Genomic DNA, 11,134 nt, shown 5'->3' with positions numbered 1-11,134 from the left:
CGCGGTGCGGTCTGCTCAGCGGACCGGGTCTCTTGGGCGGATCCTCCGGCCCGCCGCATGCTCACCTCACAGCTCACCCGGCAGCAGGAGGACGCCCACGATGACGGTCGACGACTCTCCCGACACACCGCCCCCGGTCCGGAGCCGCCGCAGGCCAGCAGGAGAGCCCGGCCGCCAGGACTGGAAGTCGTGGCCGCACTACGACGCCGCGGGCGCGGGCTTCCGCGGCTACTGGTATCCGGTCACCTGGTCCAGCCACATCACCGCCGATCCGCTCCCGTTCACGATCTGCGGCGAGAAGATCACGCTGATCCGGGACGGCGGCACCGCGTACGCGCTGCACAACCGCTGCCCGCACCGCGGCGTGCCGCTGTCCGAGGGCAACCAGCAGTTCCCCGGCACCGTGAGCTGCCCGTACCACGGCTGGACCTTCGACCTGCCCACCGGCAAGCTGGCCGCGGTCATCACCGACGGGCCCGGCTGCCGCCTGACCGGCAAGGTCTCGGTGCGGACGTACCCGGTCGAGGAACGTCTCGGCATGGTGTGGGTGTACATCCCCCTCGCCGACGAGGACCCGCACCCCATCGACTCGCAGCTGCCCGAGGAACTCGTCTCCAACGCCTTCGTGATGGGCGGCCGGATCGACCCGCGCAGCGGCAACTGGCGCTTCGCCTGCGAGAACGGCTTCGACGAGGGCCACGCCAAGTACCTGCACCGGACGGCCCTGTGGCGGCTCTTCAAGCCCATGCCCACCTGGAACATCACCCGGGTCGTGGCCAAGGGCCGCTGGATCTTCCGCGTGCAGGACGAGGTGTACTGGGAGGCGGACTTCCCCGGAGTCGGCCACTGGACCAACAAACGCTGGTGGAAGGCCCAGCCGCCGAAGGAGACCTTCAACATCGGCAACACGGGCAAGCCCGACAAGGTCGACCCGACGATCGAGGCCCAGGAGTTCCCCGGCTTCGCGTCCCTGTCGATGCCCGGCGTGCTGCGCATCGCGTATCCGAACTTCATCCACTACGAGTTCTATGTCCCCGTCGACCAGGACAACCACCGCTATGTCGGCGTGATGGTCAACTTCACCGAGGGCTGGGACACCCTGCGCTTCTACGGCAAGTACCTGGGCGCGATCCGCTGGCTGTTCCACGGCCAGTTCTCCGGCCAGGACGCGTGGATGGTCGACATCACCGACGCACCCCCGGAGAAGCTCTACCGCCCCGACATCTCGCTGACCGCCTGGCGGAACCTCAGCGAGGAGGAGTACGGCAAGAAGCTGGCCGCGACGGGTACCGAAGGGAAGGAGGCCTGACCATGGGCCGCACACTGCTCACCCTGCTGATCGGAGCCGGGATCGCGATCGGACTCCCCTTCGCGAAAAAGCGCTTCGAGCGCACGACGATGACCCAGGTACACAGGATCAACCAGTGACCGCCGCGGACGGGTTGGCCGGTCTGGACGACCAGCGGGCCGCCTGGGTCGCCGACGCCTGGCGACACGTCACCGCCGACCGGCTGCGTGACCTGATCACCGGGCTCGTCGACATCCCGTCCCCCACCGGCGACGAGGCCCCGCTGGCCACGCACATCGCCGACACCCTCACGGCCGCCGGCTGCCCAGCCCGGGTCCAGTCCCTGGACGACCGGCAGGCGAACGCCTGGGCCCGGCTCTCCGGCGACGGCACCGGGCCCGACCTCATGCTGTACGCCCCGATCGACACCCTGACCGTGGGCGAGAAGAGCGAGGATCTGCCCTGGATCGGGCCGGAGTTGCGGGACGACATGCGCCCGCGGGCCACCGTCCACGACGACCTGGTCGTCGGCCTCGGCGCCTCCAACCCGAAGGGCCACGCCGCCTGCGTGATGATGGCCGCCGAGGCGATCGCGCTCGCCGGGATCCCGCTCACCGGCGACCTGGTCGCGGCCTTCGGCGCGGGCGGCATGCCCACCAACGCCCGGCCCGTCGGCACCCGCCGCAACACCGGTCAGGGGGTGGGCTGTTCGTTCCTCCTGGAGCAGGGCGTGTGGACCGACTACGCGGTCATCGCCAAGCCCGGCTGGACGGTGTCCTGGGACGAGGTCGGCCTCGTGTGGTTCGAGGTGACGGTCCACGGCACGCACACCTATGTGGGCTCACGCCACCGCCTCCCCTACGACAACGCCGTCGCGCGCGCCGGTGAGGTCGCCCGGCATCTGGAGGAGTGGTTCGTCGAGTACGCCGACCGGCACACCGCCGGCACGGTCGCGCCGCAGGGCATCGTCTCCTCGATACGCGGCGGCTGGCCCCGGATGGCCGCGGTGACACCGGCCGCGTGCACCCTCATGGTGGACCTGCGCATCGGCCCGGACACGACACCGATGCAGGCCAAGCGGGAGTTCCTCGCCGCCCTGGACAAGGTGCCGTCGGACGTCACCGCCGAGCTGGTCCTGGCGATCCCCGGCACCCGGACCGACCCGGAGAGCTGGATCTGCCGCTCGGCGACGGCCGGCTGGGAGGCCTTCGAGGGACACGCGCACGAGGTGATCCGGGGCAACAGCGGCGCCACCGACGCCAACATCCTGCGCGGGCGCGGCATCCCGACCGTCCGGGTCGGCATGCCGAAGGTCACGGACGCCCTGTTCGACATCGACTTCGCGCGCGGCATGAACACCGTCTCCGTGCGGGCCATGGAGAAGCTGACACGCCACCTGATCCGTACGGCGGTCGACACCGTCACCCGGTCCCGCGCCGACGTGGAAGGAGCAGCACCGTGACCGAGATCGTCCTGGGCGTCGGCGCTTCGCACAGCACGCTGATGAACACGCACTGGGAGGAGACCTTCCACAAGGACCGGGCCGAGCGGTTCCGCGACGCGCTGTACGGGGCCCGGGAGGCACTCGCCGCGGCCCGCCCCGACACGGTGATCGTGGTCGGCTCCAATCACTTCCGGGGCTTCTGGCTGGACCTCATCCCGAGCTTCACGATCGGGGTCGGCGAGTGCGTCGCCAGCGGCGAGTCGGGCACCCCGAAGGGACCCCAGCCGGTGGACATCCCCCTGGCCCGGCACATCGCCGGCGCCCTGGTGGAGCACGGCCGCTTCGACCCGGCGTTCTCGGCCAGGCTCCAGATCGACCACGGTCAGTCGCACGCGATCCAGTACCTCCTCGAAGGGCTGGACGTGGAGATCGTGCCGCTCGTCGTCAACGTCTTCGCCCCGCCTTTGCCCACCCTCACCCGCTGCGAGGAACTGGGCCGGGCGATCCGGGACGCCGTTCTGGCCTTCCCCGGGGACCGGCGGGTGGCGGTGGTCGGCTCGGGCGGGCTGTCGCACCGGCTGCCCTGGCCGGACTGGCGGGAACCGCACGGCGACGACGAGGAGTTCATGGTCGGCGCCTGGCTGAACGGCCGGGAGAACTGGCAGGACTACGACGTCCGGCGCCGCGAGATCATCCGCGCCGCCGAGGCCGCGCTCAACCCGGAGTTCGACGACGGCTTCCTGTCCCTCGTCGAGCGCGGCGAGGCCGGGCGGATCACCGCGTACACCACCGAGGAGTTGGAGAAGGTCGCCGGCAACGGGGCGCAGGAGCTGCGTACCTGGCTGCTGATGTCGGCCGTGCTCGACCACGTGCCCGGCCGCCGACTGGCGTACGAGCCGATGCCCGAGTGGCTCACCGGGATGGCCGTGGCCGTCCTCGACCCCCAACAGGCCCCCACCGAAAGGCAGTCATGAGCATCTGGACCGAACTGTCAGGCATCGACTACCGGCACGCGTACGTCGAGACCGGCGACGTCACCACCCGCGCCCTGCAAGCCGGTCCGCAGGACGGCGAGCACGTGGTGTTCCTGCACGGCACGACCGGTCACCTGGAGGCGTTCGTCCGCAACATCCCGGCGCACGCCGCGGCCGGCTACCGCTGCCACGCCCTCGACATGCTCGGCCACGGCTACACCGGCAAGCCGGACCGGCCGGGTGAGATCCCCGCGTACGTGGAGCACCTGATGGCCTACCTCGACGCGGTGGGTGCCGAGCGCGCACACCTGGTGGGCGAGTCGCTGGGCGGCTGGGTGTCGTCCTGGGCGGCGAGCGAGCACCCGGACCGGGTCGCCTCCCTCCAGCTGCTGTGCATGGGCGGTACGAAGGTCAACCCGGCGGTGATGGAGCGGCTGAAGACCTCGACCCGCGCCGCGGCCCTGGAGCCGGAGGTCTCGTACACGCGCGACCGGCTGGCGCTGCTGTGGGCCGAGTGGGACGAGGACCTGGGCGAGGAGCTGACCCGGGTGCGCTACGAGATCTACCACCATCCCGAGTTCCAGCGGAACCTGCACAACCTGCTGGCCCTCCAGGAGGTCGACGCCCGCGAGCGCAATCTGCTGCGCCCCGAGCGGATGGCGCGGATCAAGGCCCCGACGCTGGTGGTGTGGGGCAACAAGAACCCGCTCGGGGACGTCCCGGAGGCCGAGGCGATCGCCGCCGCGATTCCCGGGGCCAGGTTGGAGGTCTTCACCGAATGCGGGCACTGGCCGCAACATGAGAAGGCCACGCTGTACAACCCGCTGAGTCTCGCGTTTCTCGCCGAGTCGTCGTCCGGTCACTGATCGTGAGATTCCAGCCGTAACTCCTGATCGTGAGGTGTCTGCCGTGACCGTCGTCCCGATCATCCGTGCCGTGGCCCCTTCTCCCCCGTCTCCCGCGACCGGGCCGTCGCTGGGGCCGGAGTCGATGAACTCCGTCCTCGGCAAGGTGCGGCCCATCCTTGAAGCCTTCACCGCCGACGACGAGTCGCTCTCGCTCGCCGATCTCGTGCGCCGTACGGGCGTGGCGAAGGCCACCGTGCACCGGCTCTGCCAGGAGCTGGTCGTGTGGGGCCTGCTGGAGCGGGCGGGCTGCGACTACCGACTCGGGCTGCGGCTCTTCGAGATCGGTCAGCGAGTGCACCGGCAGCGGATCCTGCGCGAGGTGGCGCAGCCGTACATGGAGGACCTCCTGCTGGCCACCCGGGAGACCATCCACTTCGCGATCCACGACGGCCTCGACGTGGTCTACCTGGAGAAGATCCTGCCGCACCGGGGCCTGAGCGAGGAGTCCCGGGTGGCGGGGCGGCTCCCCCTGTACTGCACCGCCACCGGCAAGGCGATCCTGGCCTTCTCCCCGGCCGCGCTGTTCGGCGAGGTGGTCAGGAACGGGCTGAAGCCGTTCACCCGGCACACCATCACCTCTCCGGGGCGGCTGCGCGGCCAGCTGGAGCGGATCCGGGAGGAGGGCATCGCGACCGAGGCGGAGGAGGTCAGACTCGGCTACATGAGCATGGCCGTGCCGGTCTTCGGCCGGCAGGACACCCTGGCCGGTGCCCTGTCGATCACCGCCCCGACCTACCGCGTGGACGCCGCCGCGCACGCGAGCGCGCTGCGCACCGCGGGTCTGGGCATCGGCCGCTCGCTGCGGTCGGCCCTGTGAGCGCCCTGGAGCAGGTGCTGGCGCGGGCCCGGAGCCTCGTCGGCCGGTGGGAGGACGAGGACTGCGGCACGCCGACCGTGAAGGACTTCTGCCGGTACGCGGCCGCGCTGAACGACACCGACTACCTCCGCCGGGCCCGCGAACGGGAGGCGGCGGGCGCGGCGGTCGAGGCGCCCGCCCTCTTCCTCGCGGCCACCATGAGCTGGGAGGACGGGCCGGTCGAGCGGGACCTGCGGCCGGACGGGCTGGCCGCCCGGGAGTCCCCGTGCACCGAGGGCCTGCCGGTCCGCCAGGTGCACGGCGGACAGACCGTACGGCTGGGCCGGGCCCCGGTCGCGGGCGGTCGCGTCACCGCTTCCCGCGCGGTCACCTCCGCCGAGCGCAAACAGGGCCGGTCCGGCGCCTTCGTCCTGCTCGGTCTCACCACCCGCTTCACCTCGGCGGACGGGACCGAACTGACGGCCGTCGACGAGACGATCGTCGTGCTGGAAGCCATCGACTCCCCCGAGGCCGCATGAACACGCCCGTCGCCGGTGACCGCTGCCCGCCGCAGCGGTACACGCACAGCAGCGTCCAGCTGTTCCGCTTCAGCGCGGTCTCCTGGAACGCCCACCGCATCCACTACGACGCCGAGTTCGCGGCCTCGGAGGGCTTCCCGGACGTGGTCGTACAGTCCACCCTGCACGGCGAGACACTCAGCCGGCACGCGCTGGCGTGGGCCGGACCCGGCGCCCGTCTGGAGACGGTGAGCTGGCGCAACCGTACGACCGCCGTGGCCGGCGAACCGCTCACCTGGACCGCGACCGTCCGGGCCGCGGAGGGCGCGCGGGTCTCCCTGGACGTGGCCGTTCTCAAGGCCGACGGCACCCCGTGCGTGACGGGAACCGTCGAACTGGCCCTCGGCTGACCGCCGTCCCGTCAGCCGGACCGGTTCCGTTGGGCGCGGAGCGGCCCGTTCCTACGCTCCTGAACCATGAGCGTTCCTACAGTTGAGCCGGTCGCCCCGGACGAATCGCCGGTGACCGACACCGACATCCTGATCATCGGCGCCGGCCCGTCCGGCCTCTACGGCGCCTACTACGCCGGCTTCCGCGGACTGCGCGTCACCGTGATGGACGTACTGCCCCAGTGCGGTGGCCAGATCAGCGCGATGTACCCGGAGAAGCCCATCTTCGACATCGCCGGGTTCCCGTCGGTGCGCGGTCGCGACCTGGTCGGCAACCTGGTCGCGCAGGCGGCGCCGTACGGGGTCCGTTACCTCCTCGGGGAGCGGGCGGTCGACCTGGTCCACGGGCCCGACGGCCGTCCCCTGGTCCGCACCGACCGGGGAACCGTCGTGCGGGCCGGGGCAGTTGTGATCACCGGCGGAGTGGGGACGTTCACCCCCAGGCCGCTCCCGGCGGGCGAGGGCTATCTCGGGCGCGGGCAGGTGTACTTCGTGCCGGACCCGGCCGCCCACACCGGTCATGACGTGGTCGTGGTCGGTGGCGGCGACAGTGCCTTCGACTGGGCGGCGCTGCTCGCCCCGATCGCCCGGTCCGTCACCCTCGTCCACCGCAGCGCGCGGTTCCGGGCGCACGCGGCGAGCGTGGAGAAGGTGCGCGCCCTCGGTATCGAAATGATCACCGACTCCGAAGTGAGCGCGCTGCACGGAGACTTGGGGGTCGAGCGGGTCGAGGTCCGGCACCGTACCGAGAAGACCACCCGGCTGCTGCCCGCCCGTACCGTCGTCGCCGCCCTCGGCTTCGTCGCCGACCTCGGGCCGCTCCAGACCTGGGGACTCGAACTCCAGGCGCGACGGATCGCCGTCGACACCCGGATGGCCACCAACCTGCCCCGGGTGTTCGCCGCCGGCGACATCACCGACTACCCGGGCAAGGTGCGGCTGATCTCCGTCGGCTTCGGCGAGGTCGCCACCGCCGTGAACAACGCGGCCACCGTCATCGATCCGGAGGCGGCACTGTTCCCCGGACATTCCACGGAGAAGGAGAACTGACATGGCCTACGTCATCGGATCGGCCTGCGTCGACGTCATGGACCGGTCGTGCATGGAGGAATGCCCGGTCGACTGCATCTACGAGGGCGAGCGCAAGCTCTACATCAACCCGGTGGAGTGCATCGACTGCGGCGCCTGCGAGACGGCCTGCCCCGAGCAGGCGATCACCGTCGACCGGCTGGCGGACCCGGAGTTCCGCGCCGACAACCGCCGCTTCTTCGAGGAGCCGCTGTCCGGCCGTACGGCTCCCCTCGGCACGCCGGGCGGGGCGAGCGGGCTGGGACCGGTGGGTGTCGACACCGCCCTCGTGAACTCCCTCGCAGACCGTGCCTGACGGACGGGGTGGCGCAAATCTGCGTCCCCATGGGTGGCGCAATCCTGCGCCTGCCGAGGGAATTCCAAGCGAAAGCTGCACCGCAACACGGGCATACCATCGCCCACTCACACTCCTCCTTACCAGTTCCCACGGAGAGGAGTGAACACAGCCTCATGACGGAGCGAACGGTCCTGTCGGGAGTGACGTTGATCGACGGCACGGGGAGTGCCGCGCGGGCGAATGCGACCGTGGTGATCGACGGTGCCGTGATCGCCGAGGTGGGTCCCGCGGACGCGGTGGCGACGACCCCTCGGGACGCGGTGTACGACCTGCGGGGGACGACCCTGGTGCCCGGCCTCATCGACTGTCATGTGCACCTGCGGTCCAACGCGGGCACCCGGCCGCACGACGTGCACCTGTGGAACATGCTGACCTCGGTGGAGGAACAGACCCTCCATGCCGCGGCCAATGCCCGTGAGGCGCTGCGGTCCGGTTTCACCACGGTCCGTGACACCGCCGGCTCGCTGCCCGAGGTGGCGGTCAAGCACGTGATCGACGAGTACGTCCTCGACGGGGCGCGGGTCGTCGCCTCGGGTCTCGTGGGCATGACCGCGGGGCACGGCGACATGTTCTGTCCGGCGACGCTCGACGAGAAGCGGATGTGGGCGCCGGCGGACGGGGTCGACGAGTGCCGCAAGCGGGTCAGGCAGTACGCCCGGATGGGCGTGGACCTGATCAAGATCTGCACGAGCGGCGGCACGCTGTCCCTCGGTGACAAGACCGAGTGGCGCAACTACACGGACGCCGAGATCGACGCGATCGTCGACGAGGCGCACGCCCTGGACCTGCGGGTGGCGGCCCACGCGCACACCCGGGGCGGGATCACGGCGGCGCTGAGCGCCGGGGTCGACACGCTGGAGCACGGCTCCGACCTGGACGACGACCTCATCGAGCTGATGCTCGAACAGGGCACCTTCCTGTGCCCGACCCTTTCGATCAGCGAGTTCATGACGGAACACGGGCCCGGGCGCGGCCTGGCCGCCGAGCAGTTGGACAAGGCGGAGCGGCTCCGCGAGCGCCGGCTGGCGTCCGTGCGCAGGGCTTATCGGGCCGGCGTACGGATCATCTCGGGCAGCGACTCCTCCAACACGATGCGCTTCGGGAACCACGCCCGCGAACTGGAGCTGCTGCACGAGCAGATCGGGATGACACCGGCGGAGGTCCTGGTCGCGGCGACCTCGGCGGCCGCGGACGCCCTCGGTCTCGGTGCCAGGACGGGGACGGTCGCCCCGGGCATGTGGGCGGACCTGCTGCTGGTGGACGGTGATCCGCTCGCCGATCTGAGCGTGCTCGCCGACCGGCGGCGGCTGCGCGCGGTGTTCCGCGAGGGCCGGGCGGTGGACCCGGGCACGGAGGAGTCCGTCCCCGACGCCCTGGCCGCGCGCCGCCGTCCCTCCGACCCGGCCCGTCCGGCGCCCCGGGCGTCGGCGGCGGCCGCCGCGATATAGGGGAGAGACCCAGTGCTGCGTTATCTGTCGATCCGTGTGGTCCGCTCGCTCGCGGTGGTCCTCTGCCTCAGCGCCATCGTGTTCGCCCTGGCGCATCTCGTCCCCGGTGACCCGGCGGCCCTGATCGCCGGCGAGAACTCGACTCCCCAGCTGCGTGCCGAGATCACCCGGCAACTGGGACTCGACCAGCCCGTGTGGTCGCAGTACCTCAGCTGGATCGGGCACGCCGTCCGGGGCGATCTGGGCTCGTCCCTGCTGGACGGGCAGAGCGTCGCCGCACAGGTCGCCGCGCGCCTCCCGGTGAGCCTGGAACTCGCCGTCTACGCCGCGGTGATCGCGGTCCTGTGGGGCATTCCGGCGGGGATCTGGTCGGCCATGCACCAGGGGCGCGTCAAGGACCGGGTGGTCAACAGCGCTGCCTTCATGGGGCTGGCCGTCCCGCCGTTCGTGGTCGGCACGGTCATGGTCCTCCTCGTCAGCACGCTGGCACCGGCCTGGCCGCTGTTCTCGTTCGTGCCGTTCTCCCAGGACCCGCTCCTCAACCTCCAGGTGCTGCTGCTCCCCGCGGTGGCCCTGGGCATCCCGTTCGGCGCGACGCTCTGCCGCTACATGCGCACCGCCGTCCTCGACGTCGAGGGCCAGGACTTCATGCGGACGGCGGCGGCGAAGGGCGCGGGACGGCGACGGCTGATGCTGCGGCACGCGCTGCGCAACGCGCTGGTGCCGGTGGTCACCGCCGGCGGCCTCCAGCTCGGGGTGCTGGTCGGCGGCACCGTCATCGTCGAGCAGGTCTTCGCCCTGCCCGGGCTCGGCTCACTGATCGTCAACTCCATCACCCAGCACGACTTCACGGTCATCCAGGGCGCGATCCTCGCCCTGGGCGCCTCCTACGTGCTGATCAACCTGGTGACCGACCTGGTCTACCCCCTCATCGACCCTCGCATCCGGACGACTGGAGGCCGCCGTGACGGTTGAATCCACCGCGCCCGCCGTCACCGTGACCGCGGCGCCGCGACGACGGCTCCGCCTCGGCTGGAACCCGACGCTGACCACGGGTGTCTGCATCCTCGGCGCGATCGTGGTGCTGGCCCTGCTCATCGCCGGATTCGGCCGCTATTCGGCGGAGGACGTCGGCGACTCGCTGCTCACCGGTCCGTCGGCGAGCCACTGGCTGGGCACCGACAACCTCGGCCGTGACCTGTTCACCAGGACCTTCGTCGCGGCCCGGCAGTCCCTCCTGGTGGCCTTCGGGGCGACCACGCTCGCCGCGCTGATCGGCGTGCCGATCGGGCTCGTCGCCGGCTACAACGCCCGGCGTCTTGACGCGGTGCTGATGGCGGCGATGGACACCGCGATGTCCATCCCCTCGGTGCTGCTCGCGCTGGTGCTGGTGTCGGTCTTCACCCCGGGCATGTGGGTCCTGATCACCGGCATGGGCCTGATCTTCGTGCCGTACTTCGCCCGGATCGTGCGTGCTCCGGCGCTCACCGTGCGCGAGCGCGACTTCGTCTCGGCGGCCCGCGTCGCCGGGGTCCGCACCCCGGTGATCATCGGCCGCCATGTGCTGCCGAACGTGCTGTCCTCCGCGCTCGTCCAGTACGCGAACACGGCGGCGACCTGCGTCCTGGTCGAGGCGTCCCTGAGCTACCTGGGCCTCGGCATCCAGCCGCCGACACCGAGCTGGGGCCGGATGATCTTCGAAGGGCAGCGCTACATGAAGGACGACCCGCTGCTGGTGATCGTCCCCGGCATCACGCTGGCCGTCGCCACCGCCGCCTTCGGCCTGATCTCCGACGGCCTGCAGGAACAGCTGAACCCGCGCGGCAAGCGCCGTACCACCTGATCGGACGTCGGTCCACGTCACTTCACCCTCACGTTCTTGA

Annotated in this window: 12 protein-coding genes; all 12 read left to right on the top strand. The window is 71.1% G+C overall.

Features of this window, described 5'->3' with window-relative positions; translation table 11 throughout:
• Nucleotides 1-100: 100 nt before the first annotated feature.
• On the top strand, nucleotides 101-1,309 hold the full coding sequence (locus ACZ5K7_RS28685; protein ID WP_468917654.1) for a Rieske 2Fe-2S domain-containing protein: 1,209 nt from the start codon (nucleotides 101-103) through the stop codon (nucleotides 1,307-1,309).
• A gap of 115 nt (nucleotides 1,310-1,424) precedes the next feature.
• Complete coding sequence (locus ACZ5K7_RS28680) at nucleotides 1,425-2,750, top strand: M20 family metallopeptidase (protein ID WP_468917653.1); 1,326 nt, start codon at nucleotides 1,425-1,427, stop codon at nucleotides 2,748-2,750.
• A complete protein-coding gene (locus tag ACZ5K7_RS28675; RefSeq protein ID WP_468917650.1) occupies nucleotides 2,747-3,706 on the top strand; it encodes a DODA-type extradiol aromatic ring-opening family dioxygenase in 960 nt (319 codons plus the stop codon). Before ACZ5K7_RS28680 ends, ACZ5K7_RS28675 begins: the two co-directional genes overlap by 4 nt.
• Nucleotides 3,703-4,572, top strand: coding sequence for an alpha/beta fold hydrolase (locus ACZ5K7_RS28670; protein ID WP_468917648.1), 870 nt, complete (start codon nucleotides 3,703-3,705; stop codon nucleotides 4,570-4,572). Before ACZ5K7_RS28675 ends, ACZ5K7_RS28670 begins: the two co-directional genes overlap by 4 nt.
• A gap of 43 nt (nucleotides 4,573-4,615) precedes the next feature.
• Nucleotides 4,616-5,431, top strand: coding sequence for an IclR family transcriptional regulator (locus tag ACZ5K7_RS28665; protein WP_468917645.1), 816 nt, complete (start codon nucleotides 4,616-4,618; stop codon nucleotides 5,429-5,431).
• Nucleotides 5,428-5,949 (top strand): FAS1-like dehydratase domain-containing protein, encoded by a 522-nt coding sequence (locus ACZ5K7_RS28660; RefSeq protein WP_468917643.1) that lies wholly within the window; start codon nucleotides 5,428-5,430, stop codon nucleotides 5,947-5,949. The genes ACZ5K7_RS28665 and ACZ5K7_RS28660 overlap by 4 nt, the downstream gene beginning before the upstream one ends.
• Nucleotides 5,946-6,338 (top strand): hotdog family protein, encoded by a 393-nt coding sequence (locus ACZ5K7_RS28655; protein WP_468917641.1) that lies wholly within the window; start codon nucleotides 5,946-5,948, stop codon nucleotides 6,336-6,338. The genes ACZ5K7_RS28660 and ACZ5K7_RS28655 overlap by 4 nt, the downstream gene beginning before the upstream one ends.
• A 66-nt stretch (nucleotides 6,339-6,404) precedes the next feature.
• The gene (locus tag ACZ5K7_RS28650; protein WP_468917638.1) at nucleotides 6,405-7,427 is read left to right on the top strand and encodes an NAD(P)/FAD-dependent oxidoreductase; all 1,023 of its coding nucleotides are present in this window, start codon (nucleotides 6,405-6,407) and stop codon (nucleotides 7,425-7,427) included.
• A gap of 1 nt (nucleotide 7,428) precedes the next feature.
• On the top strand, nucleotides 7,429-7,761 hold the full coding sequence (gene fdxA / locus ACZ5K7_RS28645; protein WP_351705995.1) for a ferredoxin: 333 nt from the start codon (nucleotides 7,429-7,431) through the stop codon (nucleotides 7,759-7,761).
• 155 nt (nucleotides 7,762-7,916) lie between these two features.
• Complete coding sequence (locus ACZ5K7_RS28640) at nucleotides 7,917-9,251, top strand: metal-dependent hydrolase family protein (protein ID WP_468917636.1); 1,335 nt, start codon at nucleotides 7,917-7,919, stop codon at nucleotides 9,249-9,251.
• 12 nt (nucleotides 9,252-9,263) lie between these two features.
• Nucleotides 9,264-10,226, top strand: coding sequence for an ABC transporter permease (locus tag ACZ5K7_RS28635; protein ID WP_468917634.1), 963 nt, complete (start codon nucleotides 9,264-9,266; stop codon nucleotides 10,224-10,226).
• Nucleotides 10,216-11,094 carry an ABC transporter permease gene (locus ACZ5K7_RS28630; RefSeq protein WP_351706002.1) on the top strand — a complete coding sequence of 293 codons (879 nt, stop codon included), beginning with the start codon at nucleotides 10,216-10,218 and terminating at the stop codon, nucleotides 11,092-11,094. Before ACZ5K7_RS28635 ends, ACZ5K7_RS28630 begins: the two co-directional genes overlap by 11 nt.
• Nucleotides 11,095-11,134 lie beyond the last annotated feature (40 nt).

Source organism: Streptomyces sp. NPDC031497 (genome assembly GCF_055580905.1).
This window is presented reverse-complemented; position numbering and strand designations above follow the sequence as displayed.

Coding starts and splice junctions, on each gene's coding strand:
- ACZ5K7_RS28670 (WP_468917648.1), top strand. CDS start 3,703: ATGAGCATCTGGACCGAACTGTCAGGCATCGACTACCGGCACGCGTAC.
- ACZ5K7_RS28685 (WP_468917654.1), top strand. CDS start 101: ATGACGGTCGACGACTCTCCCGACACACCGCCCCCGGTCCGGAGCCGC.
- ACZ5K7_RS28640 (WP_468917636.1), top strand. CDS start 7,917: ATGACGGAGCGAACGGTCCTGTCGGGAGTGACGTTGATCGACGGCACG.
- ACZ5K7_RS28655 (WP_468917641.1), top strand. CDS start 5,946: ATGAACACGCCCGTCGCCGGTGACCGCTGCCCGCCGCAGCGGTACACG.
- ACZ5K7_RS28650 (WP_468917638.1), top strand. CDS start 6,405: ATGAGCGTTCCTACAGTTGAGCCGGTCGCCCCGGACGAATCGCCGGTG.
- fdxA (WP_351705995.1), top strand. CDS start 7,429: ATGGCCTACGTCATCGGATCGGCCTGCGTCGACGTCATGGACCGGTCG.